We start from the raw sequence: 16,090 nt of genomic DNA on the forward strand, positions 1-16,090 counted from the left end.
GCGTCTTCACGTTCCCGCGACAACGTGCGTGTGGGCCTTCGTCGCAAGCCGCAACGGCGGTCAGCGCCTCCCCCGCTTGCGGGGGAGGTCGTATCGCATCGCCAGATGCGATACGGGTGGGGGAACGCTCCGGAAAGACTGCCGCCGGGGCTGCCCCCACCCCGGCCCTCCCCCGCACGCGGGAGAGGGGGCGCACCGTCGGTGCCGCGACAGCTTGCGCTTCAACTACCCCACGTTCGGCTCGCCGCCCTCGGGCGCGAGCTTCGTGGCCAGGATCTTGTCGATGCGGCGGCCGTCGAGGTCGACGATTTCGAAGCGCCAGCCTTGCAGCTCGAAACTCTGGCCGACCTCGGGCACGCTGCCGAAATGCTGCAGCACGAGACCGGCGACGGTGTGGTAGCCGCGATGCGGCGGGACTTCGATGGCGAGCACGTCGGCGAACTCGTCGAGCGGCATCCAGCCGGACACCAGCAGCGAGCCGTCGTCGCGGCGGACGCAGGCGGGCTCGGGCGGGCCTTCCTCGGACGAGAAGGCGCCGACGATCGATTCCAGAATGTCCGCCGCGGTCACGACGCCTTCGAACGCGCCGTATTCGTCGTGCACCAGGCCCATATGCACGGGCGCCACTTTGAGGATCGCAATCACGTCGCGGGCGTCGACCGTCGACGGAATGATCGGCACCTCGCGCACCAGGCTGCGCAGGTCCGGCGTCTCGTCGCGCAGATAGGCGACCAGCAGATCCTTCGCCTGCAGCACGCCGATCGGACGGTCGCGCTCGCCGTCCGACACCGGCAGGCGCGAATGCGGGCTCTTGGCGAGCAGCTCGCGGATCACCTTCGGATCGTCGTTGAGATCGACCACGTCCACCTCGGGCCGCGGCGTCATGATCGCGCCGACCGGGCGGTCGCCGAGCCGCATCACGCCGGCTATCATTTCCTTCTCGCCCGGCTCGAGCACCCCCGCAGTCTCGGCCTCGCGCACGAGATGGTGGATCTCTTCTTCCGACACTTTCTCCTCTGCGTCCCCGGAGCGGCCGAGCAGCGCCAGGATCAGCTTGCCGGAGACGTCCAGCAGCACGACCAAGGGCAGCGATACTTTCGCGAGCACTTGCATGGCCGGCGCGACGCGCACGGCGATCGCTTCGGGATCGCGCAGCGCGAGCTGTTTCGGTACCAGTTCGCCGACGATCAGGGTCGCATAGGTGATGATGCTGACCACGAGACCAACGCCGACGATGTCGGCGATCGAGGCGCTCATCCCGAGCTCCAGCAGCGTTTGGGTCAGGCGCTGGCCAAGCGTGGCGCCGGAGAAGGCGCCGGAGAGCACGCCGACCAGGGTGATGCCGATCTGCACCGTCGACAGGAAGCGGCCGGGATCGGAGGCCAGCGTCAGCGCCCGGCGAGCGCCGGACACGCCTTTCTCGGCCAGCAGCGCCAGCCGGGCGGGCCGCGATGACACGATGGCGAGCTCCGACATCGACAACAGCCCGTTGACGACGATGAGGACGACGATGATGGCGAGTTCGGCGGAAAGCATTGCGACCTGATGTGGCGCCCGGATGGGCGGGAATGGACACAGGTCCTAGCATATGGGGATGGCAGCCGCCCATTGCTGCGTTGCGGTAGGTGCATGGAGGGATGCGCGCAGGCGGCGGCTCAGTTTGGCGCACCCGCCGGAGCTCAGCCCTCCGCCGTCGTCCCGGCCTCGAGCCGGGACCCATAGCCACCAGCCTGGATGAGCCAGGCAATTGGCGACGGCGTTTCCTCGATAGCGTCCGCGGTATCGGTCCCGGCTCAAGGCCGGGACGCCACCGCCTTTGACGAGGCGTCGCTGGCTCCACCTCGTCATTGCGAGCGCAGCGAAGCAATCCAGAGTCGAGGGCGAGATTCTGGATTGCTTCGTCGCGGAGCCTGTCATCGGGCCGCGCTTTGCGCGGACGCGTTGGCTCCTCGCAATGACGGCGAGCGAGGCACCGACATCAACCTCAAAAATCCCCGTGCAGGCGGCCCGAGAAGATCGACACCGGTCCGCGGTCGGCGTTGTAGGCGGGGTTGTTGACGAACTGATAGTCCGCCGTGAAGGTCAGGTATTTGTTGATCGCATAGGCGTAGTAGGCCTCGATGATGGTCTCGCGCCGGTAGTTGAGCGCGCCGTCGCCGATCAGCGGGCCGAGTCCGCCGGCGGCGAGGAAGGCGCGGTGGTCGCCGGACAGGCCGTTGGTCACGCCGGCGAGGCCGATCGTGTCGTCGGGGCGGCCCCAGCGGTTGCCCTTGATCGAGGCGCCGAGCGACAGGCTGTTATCGATGTCGGTGAACGCCATGATCTCGGTCTTGCCGTCGTTCCAGCTCCAGCGGCCGAACAGGCCGAACTCGTCCGAGATCGCCTGGTCGAAAGAGACCACGTAGCCATATTTGCTGCGGCCGCGGCGGGTCTGGCTGATGTCGAGATTGAGCGCGGGATTGTCCAGCGTCTCCCGATAGCTGCCGGAGAACACGCTGTTGAACCAGGCGATGGTGCGCAGATGGCCGGGCTGCGAGAACAGCTGATAGCGCGTCTCCAGCTCGACGACGTAGCTGCCGCGGCGGAACACCTTCATGTCGAAATTGTTCGAGTTCGACACGGCATCCATCAGGAAGTAGCCGGTGCGCAGCGCCCAGTTCTTCTGGTTCAGCTCGGCGGTGGCGCCATAGGTCAGGCCGAGCTTGTCGGCGGCGTAGTCGAAGGCGCCGGGGGCCCACACCGACCAGTTCATGAAATCCTTGCGCGCGTCCTTGGCATAGGCGTTGCCGTCGAACACGTCGAGCACCGGAAACTTGCCGATCTGGAAAGTCAGCCGCGAGATGTCCTGCTTGCCGGAAAGCTGCAGCTGGCCCGAGCCGAGTTGCTCCTGCTCGCCGCCGAAGCCGAAGGTCTGGCGCAGAAACAGTCGCGACGTGTTGTAGTGCGGATAGGGGAAGTCCGACTTCTGCGCCTCGCCGTTCGAAAAGCCGGCGATGCCCACCGTGTTGCTGAGGCCGAAGCCCTGCAGCAGCTCGGGATTGTAGTAGACCTCGCCGCCGTCCCACAGCCGCGCATTGATGAACAGGCTGTTGCTCCAGGTCTGCTGGAACTGGCGCGCGGGCGTCAGGCTGTTGGTCCCGGTGTAGGGGGCGCGGAAGGACGGATATCCCTGGCCGATCACGGTGGCCTGGCCATGGATCTCCCAGCGGTCCGACTCGGTGTCCGATGGATCGTTCTTGAGCTTGAGGTCGGGGCCATCGGCAAAGTCGAGCTTGCGGTTGAGCCCGAAACGCAAAGTCTGGAATTCCAGCGCTGAATTGTAACTGGCGCCGTTGGAGAAGCGGACGCCGCCATTCTCGAACCGGTTGTAGAGATATTCGAGACGCCAGCTCCAGTGCGGCGCAAAGCCGCGCTCGATGCCGGCGCCGGCGACCCAGCCGAGCCGCGTCGCCAGCTTCTTTTCCTCATTGCCCGCCGCATCGGTGTTGATGAAGCGACCGCCGGTCCAGGCGAGGCCGCCGGTGGCATAGACCAGCCAGTCGCCCTGGGCGTAGCCGACGCGGCCACGCGCGGTTGCGACATAATCCCACAGCTCGGACACGCTTGATCCCGGCGTGTTCAGCATCGCCACGGTGTGGTTCGAGGTCAGATAGTTCGGGAAACTGAAATCGCCCTCGAGACCGAGCAGCAGGCCCGAGCGGGTCACCCAGTTGTAGCCGGCCTGCACGCCGCCCGTCAGTCCGCTGAACGGACTGCCGGCGCTGGCCGTGCCGAATGGATCGGTCAGCGTCGCCGCTGCATGGTCACGGGTATAGCCGGCGTGGACGCCGACATAGAGTCCGGTCCAGTCGAACACCGTCTGCGCCATCCGGGCCTTGACCGGCAGATCGGCGGCCTCGGCTGACGCGCTGGCGAACGGCCCGAGCGCCGCCATCGCGACGGCGCCGGCAATGATCATCTCCCGGGTGCAGTTCGACTTGATCATGGCGGCAGTCCCCAGGCAAAGCACGCGATTCCGGGCTGAAGTCAGAACCTCATTGCCCGAGCACAGTCACGAGAAGAATACGGAGTCGTCGATCTTCGAGCGAAAATGTGGACGAACACGGTCGATTTGTGGATGATTTATATTGCGATTAATTCGCAATAGTAAGATTTGCACAATGATCCGAACGATCCGACTGAAAGTGTGGCCGTCGAGCAACAAACAACCCGCCCGGGGTTGGCCGGACGGGTTGTGACGATAGGAACCGGGGCAGAGAGGGTGCGGCGTTAACGATCAGGCGCGGACCTGGGCGGGACGGCGGGCGTGGTGAAGCGCGCCCTGGTTGCGCGGCCCGGCGAAGCGATCGCCGCAGCATCAGTAGCGGCAGGCCCGGACACGGCCGACATACTGGCCATAGATGTCATACTGCGGCACCCAGCGGCAGACCCGATAACCACCGTAGTAGTAGGCGTCGTTGCTGGCGGCGATGGCGCTGCCGACCACGGCGGCTCCGACGAGGCCGGCACCGACACCCCAGCCCCAATGGGGATGATAGCCGCCCGCGGCGGCGGGTGTGGAGGTGGCGGCGATGCCGCCGGTGACGGCGAGCGTGGCGAGGGCGACAGCGGCAATCTTGCTCTTGATCGACATGGCGAAGGCTCCTGTGTTTCGCGTTGGGGCGGCCGGTCCTGGCCGCTTGCCCAATTGGACGAAGCCTTTTCGAAAGCGGTTCGATTCGCGCTGCGGCCGACTGGGGCCGCGTCGAATTCGTGAGGCGATGCAGAGGTTTGCGGTTGGCTCAGTGGCCGGCCAACGGGCCCGCGCCAAGCGTGTTCACGTCGAAGTTATCGACGTCCTGCAGCAGCGCGCAGAATGCGCGGGCGCCATGATCGAGCACGTGCGCGCCCTTCTCCGCAGAGGCCTGCGTGGCATCGCCGACGGCGCCGCTCGCATGGAGATCCTGGGTTTGCCAGGCCAGCGGCGCGGGGCGTTGTGTCGACAACACGCGGTTGTCGCGCGCCATCGCCGCGCCCGAGGATGCGAAATCGGCGATCGCCTCGCTCCGCACGAATTGCGGATAGCGCGCCAGCATGATCGAGGTCTCGATCGCGCCGCCATGGATGCCGTGGAGAATCTCGCTGGCCGAGAACAGCCCGTCAGGCGCGCCGAAGCGCGACCAGGAGGTCGTCACCACCAGCATGCGATGGACCGCGCGCAAATCCTGCGCGACCAGGCTCATCGCGGCGCTGTTGCCGCCATGGCTGCTGACGATGACGAGCTTGCGAATGCCTGCGCGCGCGATGCAGTCGCCGAGCGCCCGCCAGCTCCGCAGCGCGACCTCGGCCGGCAGGGTCAGCGTGCCCGGAAAATCGATATGCTCGGTCGAAATCCCGACCGGCTGCACCGGCAGGAAGGTCACCGGGAGTGCTGGCGGCAGCAGAGCGCGGACCTCCGCGAGATACGCCTCGGCAATGTAGACGTCGGTGCCGAGCGGCAGATGCGGCCCGTGCTGCTCGGTGGCGGCGAGCGGCAGCACCGCAATCCAGCCGGCGACGTCAGGCGTTTCCAGAGCGGGCCAGTTCAGCTCGGTCCAATCGCGGGGCGGCAGGGTCATCGCGCGGGCAGTTTCCTTCGTCCGTCGGGCAGGGTAGTTATCGCTCCATTGATCTTAACATGTTCAGCCAGAAAGAACCGGGGAGACCAGAGATGGCGCAATCGCTTCTCGCGCGAACGTTAATGGCGGCATGGCTGGTGATCGGTGGGACGTCTGGCGCGGCGGTCTCGGCCGCGCAGGCCCAGACCCTGGACAAGGTCTCCTTCGGCACCAATTGGGTGGCCGAGGCCGAGCATGGCGGTTTCTTCCAGGCGGTCGCGGACGGCACCTACAAGCGCTACGGCCTCGACGTGACGATCGTGCCGGGCGGCCCGAACGAGAACAACCGGATGCTGCTGATCTCGGGCAAGATCGAATTCTTCATGGCGGCGAACACGCTGATGGCGTTCGATGCGGTGGCCAACAACGTGCCGGTCGTGTCGATCGCGGCGATGTTCCAGAAAGACCCGCAGGTGTTCCTGACCCATCCGGAGTCCAGGATCTCCAAGCTGGAGGAGCTGAAGCCGCTGACCCTGTTCGTCTCCAAGGAGGGCATCTCCAGCTACTATCAATGGCTGAAGTCGGAATATGGCTTCTCCGAGAAGAACGTCCGCCCCTACACGTTCAATCCGCAGCCCTTTATCGCGACGCCGCAGAGCGCGATGCAGGGCTATGTCACGTCGGAACCCTTCGCGGTCGAGCGCGCCGCCGGATTCAAGCCCGGCGTGATCCTGCTCGCCGACAACGGCTTCAACACCTACTCGACCCTGATCGAGACGCGGCGCGACCTGATCGAGAAGAAGCCGGATCTGGTGCAGCGCTTCGTTGATGCCTCGATCATCGGCTGGTACAACTACATCTACGGCGACAACTCCGCCGGCAATGCGCTCATCAAGAAGATGAATCCGGAGATGACCGACGATCTCCTGGCCTATTCGATCGCCAAGATGAAGGAATACGGCATCGTCGATTCCGGCGACAGCATGGACAAGGGCATCGGCGCCATGACCGAGGAGCGCATCACCAGCTTCTTCGACAAGATGGTGCGCGCCGGTGTCGTCAAGCCGACGATCGACTATCGCAAGTCCTATACGCTGCGCTTCGTCAACAAGGGCGTCGGTCTCGATCTCCGGCCGAACAAGTAGGACGCGCGAGCGGCGCGATCAGCAGATGAGTTCGTCCCCTTCGTCCGCGCGCGCCGACGGCAGCGCCGTGCGCCTGCGCGGCGTCACCAAGGTCTACGAGTCCGGCGTGGCCGCGCTGGGGCCGATCGACCTGACGATTGCCAAGGGCGAATTCGTGTCGCTGCTGGGGCCTTCCGGCTGCGGCAAGTCGACGGCGCTGCGCCTGATCGCGGGACTCGTGGCCCCCACGTCGGGCATGCTGGATGTGGCGGCGGCAGCCTCTCCGACGCAGTCCGGCCACCGCATCGGCTTCGTGTTCCAGGAGCCGACCCTGATGCCCTGGACCAGCGTGCGCGACAATGTCGGCCTGCCGCTGAAGCTCGCGCATCTGCCGGCGGCCGATGCGCGCCTGCGGGTCGACGCCGCGCTGGCGCAGGTCGGGCTCGCCGATTTCGCCGACGCATTCCCGCGCGAGCTGTCCGGCGGCATGAAGATGCGCGCGTCGCTGGCCCGGGCGCTGGTGACGCAGCCGGACATCCTGTTGATGGACGAGCCGTTCGCCGCGCTCGACGAGATCACGCGGTTCCGGCTCAACAATGATCTCCTGGCGCTGTGGCGCAAGCTGAATATGACCGTTCTGTTCGTGACTCACTCGGTGTTCGAGTCGGTCTATCTGTCGCAGCGGGTGCTGGTGATGACGGCGCGGCCCGGCCGGCTCAGCGCCGAGATCCCGATCGAGGCCGGGACACGCGACGATGCGTTCCGCGCTTCGCCGGACTATGCGGCGTATTGCCGTCGTGTCTCGGATGCGTTGGCTCCGGCCTACACCGGAGTGCATGCGCTGTGAGCGACGGTCGGCGCGGTGTCTCCGTCTCGGCGGCGCGGCTTGCGAGCCTCGTCTCTCCGGCGGTCGTCTTCATTGCCGTGATGACGGCGTGGGAGCTGTCCGTCCGCCTGAATGACATCCAGCCTTATGTGCTGCCGGGACCGCTCCTGGTGCTGAAGACCCTGGTGAGCGATTGGGACATCCTCTTCCAATCGCTGGTGACGACCCTCATCACCACGCTCGAAGGCTTCGTCGCCGCGGCGCTTGGCGGCATCGCGCTGGCGCTGTTGTTCAACCAGTCGAAATGGCTGGAACGGGCGCTGTTTCCCTATGCCGTTGTGCTGCAGGTGACCCCGGTCATCGCGATCGCGCCGCTGCTGCTGATCTATCTGCCGCAGCAGACCGCCGTGGTGACCTGCGCGTGGATCGTCGGCTTCTTTCCGGTGCTGTCGAACACCGCGCTCGGACTCAATTCTGTCGACCGCAACCTTGCCGGGCTGTTTCAGCTCTATGGCGCCTCGCGCTGGCAGACGCTGCGCTATCTGAAGCTGCCCGCCGCGCTGCCTTACATTCTCGGCGGCCTGCGCATCGCCGGCGGCCTGTCGCTGATCGGCGCGGTCGTCGCCGAGATCGCGGCTGGTAGCGCCGGTGCCGGATCGGGACTCGCCTATCGCATCGCGGAATCCGGCTATCGACTCAACATACCTCGCATGTTTGCTGCATTGGTGCTGCTATCGGTGGCCGGGATTGTCATCTATGGCTTGCTGGCGCTAGTTTCGCACCTCGTTTTACGGCGCTGGCATGAGAGCGCGCTTGGAAAGGATAACTGATGGCGGCGACTTCGTCTGACAAGGTCGATGTTCTGATCTATGGGCCGTTGCGGCCGATCCTGGAAAAAGGGTTCCCGGACAGCTTCAACGTGCATCATGCGACGACGCAGGCCGACCTCGAAGCGCTGCCGGCGGACGTGAAGGGGCGCATTCGCGGCGTCGCGGTGACCTTTCACACCGTCAAGACCGATGCCGCGGTCATGGCCATGCTGCCGAAGCTGGAGATCGTCGCGAGCTTCGGCGTCGGCTATGACCACGTCGCGGCGGCTCACGCCGGCCAGCACGGCATCGTCGTCACCAATACGCCGGACGTGCTGACCGAGGAGGTTGCCGACGTCGCGCTGGGCCTGCTGATCGCAACCTGTCGCGAGTTCATCAAGGCCGACCGATACGTGCGCTCGGGCGAATGGGAACAGAAGCCGTATCCGCTCAGCGTCGGCTCGCTGCGCGATCGCACCGTCGGCATGGTCGGCATGGGCCGCATCGGCCAGGCGATCGCGCGCCGGCTCGAAGCCTCGCTGGTTCCGGTCGTCTATCATTCGCGCAAGCCCGCGGCCGGCGTCGCCAACAAGCATTATCCCGACCTGCTGGCGATGGCGAAGGACGTCGATACGCTGGTCGTCATCGTGCCGGGCGGCGCCTCGACCAACAAGATCGTCAATGCCGAGGTGCTGAAGGCGCTCGGACCGCGCGGCGTCGTCGTCAACGTGGCCCGCGGCTCCGTTATCGACGAGCAGGCTTTGGTGGATGCGCTGAAGTCCGGCACGATTCTCGCCGCCGGCCTCGACGTGTTCGAGAAGGAGCCGGCGGTGCCGGACGCGCTCAAGGCGATGGACAATGTCGTGCTGCTGCCACACATCGGCTCCGCTGCCATCGTAACCCGCAACGCGATGGATCAGCTGGTGGTCGACAATCTCAAGGTCTGGTTTGCCGGCAAGCCGCCGCTGACGCCCGTTCCGGAGACGCCGGTGAAAGGCCGCTGATGAAACGCTCGCTCCCATTGCTGATCGCATTGCTGTCGTCATTGGCCACCGTTCCCGCGCCTGCGCAGGATGCGGGCGGCCTGAAGAAAGCGATGATCGGACAATGGGAGCTTGCGACCACCGAGCGCAGCAAGACCTGCGTGCTGACATTGAAGCCCGAGGCGGCGCAGCGCGGGATGAAGCTCGAAATGGAGCCGGGCTGCGCGACCGCGCTGCCCTTCACCAAGGACATCGCCGGCTGGAACGTGAAGGGGCTCGACGACATCGTCAGCCTGCAATCCGCCAACGGCGAGGCGGTGATCGACTTCACCGAGGTTGAGGCCGGCATTTTCGAGGGCCTGCGCCAGGGCGAGGGCGTCTACATCATGCAGAACCTCGCGGCAGCGCGGTCGCTCGCCAAGTCGATGGACCAGATGATCGGCGACTGGGCCATGGTGCGCGGCAACGGCGCTGTGATCTGCAGCCTGGTGCTGACCAACAACGACGCCGGCAACGACAATTTCCAGGTGTTCGTGAAGCCGAAATGCGATCCCACCGTCGCGGCCTTCGCGCCGTCGCAGTGGCGGCTCGAGCACGGCCAGATGATGCTGATGTCCGACCGCGGCGAGACCTGGCGGTTCGAGGCGGACGACAATGCGCAGTGGCGGCTGGTGCCGGACAGTGCGAATCCGCTGATCATGCTGCGGCAGTGAGGCCGGGACCGCTTGCGCCATTCGCTGACGTTAACAGTTCGGTCATGCCGGTTAACGCTTCGTTGCGAGTTGCAGAAGCGATTTAAACGTGTCGTTTACAGATGCTGCGTCTGATGGTTGTCCAAAGGCCGGGAGCCAGCCATGCAGAGTCCAGTGCGCAGGTTCACCCATTCGCTGCCGTCGTTCAGCCTCAACGACAAGATCTCGATGGCCGCCATCGGCTTCGCCGTTCTGGTGATGCTGCTGACGCTCGGCGCGTTGTCGGCGTTGCGCGAACAGCGCATGTTCTACGACCGGCTCGAGCACCTCGCCGTCGCCTCCCGCAACATCGAACGCACCAATGCGCTGATCTACGCCGTCGTGATGGAATCGCGCGGCATCTATATGTCGTTCGATCGCAACGTGGCGCGGCGTTACGCCGATTCGCAACTGGCGAAGATCGCGCAACTCGCCAAGGTCGTCGAGGAATGGCAGGTCGCGCTCGCCGACGATGATGCGGCCGTGTTCGCACCGTTCCGGAAGCGCATCGACCAGTTCATTGCATTCCGGACGGAAATGGCGCGCCGGACGATTTCAGTCGGTTCGTCCGCGGCGCGCGAGCTCGGCGACAACGACGAGAACCGCGCGGTCCGTACCGCGCTCAACGAGGATCTCGAGGCCCTGTCGCGGCTCTACGACGAGCGCATGGGCGAGCTCAACGAGCTCGTGGACGAGCGTGGTCTTGCCTTGGTCTATCTCGGCGGCCTCGGCCTGCTGCTGATCGCCCTGATCGCGGCCGCGGCGCTGGCGCTGCGCTGGGGCGTCCTGATGCCGCTCCTGGACGTCGCCGAAGTCACCGACCGCATCGCCGCCGGCCGCATCAAGCTGAAAATTCCGCATGCGCGGCGGCATGACGAGATCGGACGTGTCGCGCATGCCGTCGAGACCTACCAGGAAGGCACGTTCCGCCTGCAGGAGCTCGAGCAGCACGAGGTCGAGATCGAACGGCAGCATGCCGATGTGCTGCGTGACAACGAGCGGCTGGAGCAGGGCGCGATCAGCAGCCAGCAGCGGCTCGACGCCGCCGTCGCCAACATGGCGCAGGGGCTCATCATGCTCGACAGCTTCGGCTACGTGCTGATGGTCAACGACCAGTATCGCAAGCTCTACGGCGTTCCCGGCTCGATCGCGAAGCCCGGCGCGCATATGCGCGAGATCCTGGCGCATCGCGCCAAGCTCGGACTGTTGCGCGAGAAGCCGTCGGAGTTTCTCGCTGCGCTGCGTGAGCGGATGAAGCAAAGGCGCGCCGAGACCTTCGAGATGGAGCTGGCCGACGGCCGCGTCATCCGTATCGCGGAACGCCCGATGGACGGAGGCGGCTGGATCGCGACGCATGAGGACTTCACCGCACAGCGGCGCAACGAGCGGGTGCTGGCGCGCGCCGAATACTTCCTGGCCGCGCTGCTCGAAAACATTCCGCAGGCCGTCGTTGCCAAGGACGCGCAGTCGCTGCGCTACGTGTTCGTCAACCGCGCCACCGAGGTGCTGTTCGGCCTGCCGCGTTCCGAAATCATCGGCCGCGCCGCGCGCGAGCTGTTCCCGGAGCCGACGGGAGAGCTTCTGGAGACCTTCGACCGCGAGCAGCTCGGCCAGGCGGTCGTCGACCAGGTGCCGAAGACGCACAGCATCGAGACGCCCGGCAACGGCAAGCGCGATGTCGTCGTGCGCCGGTTGCCGGTTTCCACGGGCGAGGGCGAGCCGAAATACCTTCTCAGCATCGTCGAGGATCGCACGCAGGATCAGCGCGCGGCGGCATGAGCGGAACGCGGCGATGTCGGGATACGCCGCCTTGACGCTGCCTTGATCTGCATCAAGAACGGCCGGCTCGGGCGGACTAGCTTGCCCGGAACGGAGACGTGTACATGACCCGACGCCTGGGGATTTCTCTTGCCACCCGCCTCAGTGCCGCAGCGCTGCTGACCTTTGCGACGCTTGCGACGACCCTTGCGCCGCTGCATCAGGCCGCCGCGCAGGACGTGCTGGGCGGTGCGATCCTCGGCGGTGCCGGCGGCGCCATTCTCGGCGGCGCGATCGGTGGCGGACGCGGCGCTGCGATCGGCGCCGTGATCGGCGCGGGAACGGGAGCCGCCATCGCAGCCGATGGCGAGCGGCGCCGCGGCGGCTACTACTCCTATCGCAACGGCTGCTATCTGCAGCGCGGCGACGGCTCCTGGGTCCGCGCGCATCCGCGCTACTGCTACTGAGTCCTGCTGATCGCAACAGAGTCTGACGGCGCGCCGTGTCGCGCCGCGGATTGCTGCAGGGCGCGCTCGAGCGCGGCGATCACGCGCACATCCTCGCAATGCGCCACGTTGAAGCGCATCATCATGCCGGCTGTTTGCGCCGTGCTGAACACGTCGCCGGGCGCCAGCACCACATTGTCGGCCAGCGCGGCCTGGGCGACGTCGACCGCCGCGCATCCGTCCGGCAGCCTGCACCACAGATGATAGCCGCCGCGCGGCATCAGCCAGGGCGTGATGCCGAGGCGCTGCAGCCGCGCCGCGACGCGTGGACGTGCGCGCGATAGCCGCGCGCGCAGCTCCTCGATATGCTTGCGATAGGCGCCGCTGGTCACGACTTGCGCCAGGGCCTCTGCGGCGAATTGTCCGGGGCCGCCGAAGCCGGTCGCGATCTGCAGGTCGATCAGCGGCTCGATCCAGTCCGCCCGGCCCGCGATGTAGCCGCAGCGGACGGATGCCGACAGCGTCTTGGAAAAGCTGCCGACCAGGATGACGCGCTGCAGTCCGTCGAGCGCGGCCAGCCGCGGCGACGGCTCGGGCTCGAAGTCGCCGTAGATGTCGTCCTCGATGATGATCGTGTCGGATGCGGCGGCGGCGTTGAGCAGGCGGTGCGCGGTCTGCAGCGACAGTGACGCCCCGGTCGGATTGTGCAGTCCGGAATTGGTGATGTAGAGCCGCGGCCGCTCGGCCGACAGCACCGCCTCGAACTGCGCGATGTCGGGCCCGCTCGGCGTCATCGGCACGCTCACGATCCGCACCTGGTGCGCACGCAGCAGCGCCAGGAAATTGAAATAGCAGGGGTCGTCGACCAGCACCGTGTCACCGGGCCGGAGCAGCATGCGGCAGATCAGGTCGATCGCCTGCGTGCCCGACGCGGTCAGCAGCACCTGCTCGCTGAACGCCTCGATCCCGAGGCCGGCCAAGCGGGCCTGCAGCACGCGTCGTAGCGCCGGCGACCCGCGCGAGGCGCCATAGTCGGTCAGTACGCCGTCTTCACTGCGTGCCAGCGCGCGCACGGCGCGGCGGAGCGCCTCCTGCGGCATCCAGTCGGCCGGCAGCCAGCCGCAACCCGGCGTCAATGTCGCCGTGCCAGCATCGAGCGACTGACGCGACACGAAGAACGGATCGACCGCACGGGGACGGTGCGGCTCACGCTCGGCGAGAGCGAGCGGCGGCAGCGCGAGATCGGCGACATAGAAGCCAGATCCGCGGCGGGCGCGGATGATGCCCTCCGCGGCCAGCCGGTCATAGGCCTCCACGACCGTCGCCGGCGCCACGCCCATGCTCGCCGCGAACGCGCGGATCGACGGCAGTCGCTGACCTGGGCCGAGCGCGCGCGTCTCCAGCTGCTGGCGAATGGCCGCGATCACGGCTGCCGTGCGCGGACCCCGATCGTGGGAAGCCGTGGTGATCGCCTTCAAGTGTATTGCTCCGATAACCAGTACAGTTTGCCAGGATTGTACTGATCTGTGGCTGCCGCAACAAGGCGGCACCGGCTAGATCGGGGGCAGCCGGGAGGAAGACGATGAAGGGATCTATCGAAGGCTGGGGCAGCGGGGCGATCGGCATGACGATCTTCAGCGGCTCGCTGCCGGCGACACGCGCGGCGCTCGAAGGCTTTGCGCCGCTGTTCCTGACGGGGGCGCGCGCGACGCTTGCGGCGCTGCTCGCGGCAGCGTGTCTCGTCCTGTTGCGGCAGCCGCTTCCCGGGCGGCGCGACCTGCTGTCGCTCGGCATCGTGGCGCTCGGCGTGGTCGTCGGCTTTCCGCTGCTGACGGCGCTCGCGCTCCAGCACATCACCTCGGCCCATGCGATCGTGTTTGTCGGACTGCTGCCGCTGTCGACGGCTCTGTTCGGCGTGCTGCGCGGCGGTGAGCGGCCACGGCCTCTGTTCTGGTTGTTCGCCGCGCTCGGCGCTGCCGCAGTGTCCGGCTTCGCGCTGATGCAGGGTGGCGTGGCGTCGCCGATCGGAGATCTTGCGATGGTCGCGGCAATCATCGTCTGTGGTCTCGGCTATGCGGAAGGCGCGATGCTCACGCGCCGGCTCGGCGGCTGGCAGGTGATCTCATGGGCGCTGCTGCTGTCATTGCCGCTGATGCTCGTGGTCTCGGCGTGGACCTGGCCGGGCTCGTCTCAGGCGATCACGGCCGCGGCCTGGCTCGGCCTCGGCTATGTCTCGGTCTTCAGCATGTTCGTCGGCTTCGCCTTCTGGTACCGCGGCCTCGCGCGTGGCGGCACCGCCACCGTCGGCCAGTTGCAATTGCTGCAGCCGTTCCTGGGTCTCGCCTTTGCAAGCCTGCTGCTGCATGAGCCGGTGTCATCGTCGATGATCGGCGCCGCCGCGATCGTCGTCCTCTGCGTCGCGATGGCACGACGCTGGGCGTGAGCTGACTGTCGCGATGACTGCGGTCGCTCCGCCTCACATCAGCCCGGAGCCCTTCAGGCTGGTGTGCCCGTTCTTGCCGACGATGATGTGATCGTGGACGGTGATCCCGAGCGGCTTGGCGATGTCGACGATGGTCTTGGTCATGCGGATGTCGGCTTGTGACGGCGTCGGATCGCCGGACGGGTGGTTGTGCACCAGGATGATGGCGGTCGCCGACAGCTCCAATGCGCGCTTGATCACCTCGCGCGGATAGACCGGCGTGTGGTCGACCGTGCCGGTCTGCTGCACCTCGTCGGCGATCAGCTGGTTGCGCTTGTCGAGGAACAGCAGCCTGAACTGTTCCTTCTCGGCGAAGGCCATGCTGGTGCGGCAATAGGTGATCACGTCCTGCCACGACGCCAGCGCATGCTTCTGCCGGACTTCGCCCCTGGCGATGCGATGCGCGGCGGCTGCGATCAGCTTGAGCTGGGTGATCGAGGCGTCGCCGACGCCGTCGATCTCGCGCAGCCGCGGCTCCGGCGCATGGATCACCTCGGCGAAGGAGCCGAACGTCTTCAGCAGCGCCTTGGCCAGCGGCTTGACGTCACGCCGCGGCAGCGCCGCGAACAGCACCATCTCCAGCAGTTCGTAATCGTTGAGCGCGTCGGGACCGGCGCTGTGAAAGCGCTCGCGCAGCCGCTGGCGATGGCCGAGATAATGCGGCGGCTCGCTGGGTGTCACATCGACAGGGGAGGTCTTATCCGGCATCCGGCGCAGCATGCCGCGCCGCGCCGGTTTTGCAACCTCGAAGTGTTCGCGACGGCTGCCGGTGACGGCTAGGCGGCCCGGCCGGTCAACACGAGGACGATGCCTGCGATCAGCGCGAACGCCGTGGGATAGAAGGTCAGCGCGAAGCCGAAGGCGCGGCCGGCCGCGCCGCCTGCATAGCCGCGCCAGAACAGCAGGCGTCCGAGGCCGAACAGCACCACCAGCGTCATCAGCACAGGCGTCGGCGCGGGCAGCGCCGCCGCCAGCGCCAGATGGACCGTGACGGCCAGCACCACCTGCTCCAGCGTGTTCTGAAGGATCGCGTTGCCGCCCCGGACGGCATCACTCGGCGCGGTGCTGGCGCTGCCTGCGATGTCCTGGGGCGAGAAGAAGCGCAGCCGGGCGACGTTGCCGATGGATGCGAGCAGCCACACGATCACGAGCAGATCGAGCTTGAGGGCGACCGCGAGTCGCTCCGCCACCGGTTGCGCGGGGCCCCCCGCGGCGCGCCAGAGCGCGAATGCGATCGCGGCGATGGCAACCAGGGCGGCCGCGGCCATGCCAATGGCGACCTGCCGCTGCTCGCGTTGGAAACCGGCGTGGTCTTCGTTCACCGACGAATCCTCCCGTCTCGGGACTACATCGAT

15 protein-coding genes are annotated in these 16,090 nt (G+C 66.7%); 8 read left to right on the top strand and 7 right to left on the bottom strand.

The genetic code is table 11. The features are described from left to right. Nucleotides 1–225 precede the first annotated feature (225 nt). The 4 genes from ACQR0Z_RS28890 to ACQR0Z_RS28905 all read right to left on the bottom strand — a co-directional run bounded on the left by ACQR0Z_RS28890 (nucleotide 226) and on the right by ACQR0Z_RS28905 (nucleotide 5,597). Complete coding sequence (locus ACQR0Z_RS28890; protein WP_434861821.1) at nucleotides 226–1,536, bottom strand: hemolysin family protein; 1,311 nt, start codon at nucleotides 1,534–1,536, stop codon at nucleotides 226–228. Between the two features lie 448 nt (nucleotides 1,537–1,984). Next, the gene (locus ACQR0Z_RS28895) at nucleotides 1,985–3,985 is read right to left on the bottom strand and encodes a carbohydrate porin (protein WP_434920878.1); all 2,001 of its coding nucleotides are present in this window, start codon (nucleotides 3,983–3,985) and stop codon (nucleotides 1,985–1,987) included. A gap of 372 nt (nucleotides 3,986–4,357) precedes the next feature. After that, on the bottom strand, nucleotides 4,358–4,633 hold the full coding sequence (locus ACQR0Z_RS28900) for a hypothetical protein (protein ID WP_434862168.1): 276 nt from the start codon (nucleotides 4,631–4,633) through the stop codon (nucleotides 4,358–4,360). A gap of 148 nt (nucleotides 4,634–4,781) precedes the next feature. Further along, nucleotides 4,782–5,597 (bottom strand): creatininase family protein, encoded by an 816-nt coding sequence (locus tag ACQR0Z_RS28905; RefSeq protein WP_434878012.1) that lies wholly within the window; start codon nucleotides 5,595–5,597, stop codon nucleotides 4,782–4,784. 92 nt (nucleotides 5,598–5,689) lie between these two features. Between ACQR0Z_RS28905 and ACQR0Z_RS28910 the strand changes: the two genes are divergently transcribed. The 7 genes from ACQR0Z_RS28910 (at nucleotide 5,690) to ACQR0Z_RS28940 (ending at nucleotide 12,274) form a co-directional block, all read left to right on the top strand. Continuing rightward, entirely contained in the window at nucleotides 5,690–6,721 is a 1,032-nt protein-coding gene (locus ACQR0Z_RS28910) for an ABC transporter substrate-binding protein (protein ID WP_434862170.1), read from the top strand. A 25-nt stretch (nucleotides 6,722–6,746) separates the two neighbouring features. Further along, the gene (locus tag ACQR0Z_RS28915) at nucleotides 6,747–7,547 is read left to right on the top strand and encodes an ABC transporter ATP-binding protein (RefSeq protein WP_434920879.1); all 801 of its coding nucleotides are present in this window, start codon (nucleotides 6,747–6,749) and stop codon (nucleotides 7,545–7,547) included. Beyond that, nucleotides 7,544–8,356, top strand: coding sequence for an ABC transporter permease (locus ACQR0Z_RS28920; RefSeq protein WP_434920880.1), 813 nt, complete (start codon nucleotides 7,544–7,546; stop codon nucleotides 8,354–8,356). The genes ACQR0Z_RS28915 and ACQR0Z_RS28920 overlap by 4 nt, the downstream gene beginning before the upstream one ends. Beyond that, a complete protein-coding gene (locus tag ACQR0Z_RS28925; RefSeq protein WP_434920881.1) occupies nucleotides 8,356–9,339 on the top strand; it encodes a 2-hydroxyacid dehydrogenase in 984 nt (327 codons plus the stop codon). The genes ACQR0Z_RS28920 and ACQR0Z_RS28925 overlap by 1 nt, the downstream gene beginning before the upstream one ends. Before the next feature lie 92 nt (nucleotides 9,340–9,431). After that, nucleotides 9,432–10,031 (top strand): AprI/Inh family metalloprotease inhibitor, encoded by a 600-nt coding sequence (locus ACQR0Z_RS28930; RefSeq protein WP_434921041.1) that lies wholly within the window; start codon nucleotides 9,432–9,434, stop codon nucleotides 10,029–10,031. 141 nt (nucleotides 10,032–10,172) lie between these two features. Then, nucleotides 10,173–11,828, top strand: coding sequence for a PAS-domain containing protein (locus ACQR0Z_RS28935; protein WP_434920882.1), 1,656 nt, complete (start codon nucleotides 10,173–10,175; stop codon nucleotides 11,826–11,828). A gap of 104 nt (nucleotides 11,829–11,932) precedes the next feature. Next, complete coding sequence (locus ACQR0Z_RS28940; protein ID WP_434862175.1) at nucleotides 11,933–12,274, top strand: hypothetical protein; 342 nt, start codon at nucleotides 11,933–11,935, stop codon at nucleotides 12,272–12,274. Here ACQR0Z_RS28940 and ACQR0Z_RS28945 read toward each other — a convergent pair. Continuing rightward, nucleotides 12,268–13,731, bottom strand: coding sequence for a PLP-dependent aminotransferase family protein (locus ACQR0Z_RS28945; protein WP_434920883.1), 1,464 nt, complete (start codon nucleotides 13,729–13,731; stop codon nucleotides 12,268–12,270). The two genes, ACQR0Z_RS28940 and ACQR0Z_RS28945, sit on opposite strands and share 7 nt — an antisense overlap. A 104-nt stretch (nucleotides 13,732–13,835) precedes the next feature. Here ACQR0Z_RS28945 and ACQR0Z_RS28950 point away from each other — a divergent pair, with 104 nt between their 5' ends. Beyond that, complete coding sequence (locus ACQR0Z_RS28950) at nucleotides 13,836–14,696, top strand: DMT family transporter (RefSeq protein ID WP_434920884.1); 861 nt, start codon at nucleotides 13,836–13,838, stop codon at nucleotides 14,694–14,696. Between the two features lie 33 nt (nucleotides 14,697–14,729). Here ACQR0Z_RS28950 and radC read toward each other — a convergent pair whose 3' ends face one another. Next, a complete protein-coding gene (gene radC, locus ACQR0Z_RS28955; RefSeq protein ID WP_434862177.1) occupies nucleotides 14,730–15,443 on the bottom strand; it encodes a RadC family protein in 714 nt (237 codons plus the stop codon). Nucleotides 15,444–15,511: 68 nt separating this feature from the next. Then, complete coding sequence (locus ACQR0Z_RS28960) at nucleotides 15,512–16,057, bottom strand: MAPEG family protein (RefSeq protein WP_434920885.1); 546 nt, start codon at nucleotides 16,055–16,057, stop codon at nucleotides 15,512–15,514. Nucleotides 16,058–16,090 lie beyond the last annotated feature (33 nt).

This window comes from Bradyrhizobium sp. HKCCYLS3077 (genome assembly GCF_051167555.1).
Lineage (GTDB): Bacteria > Pseudomonadota > Alphaproteobacteria > Rhizobiales > Xanthobacteraceae > Bradyrhizobium.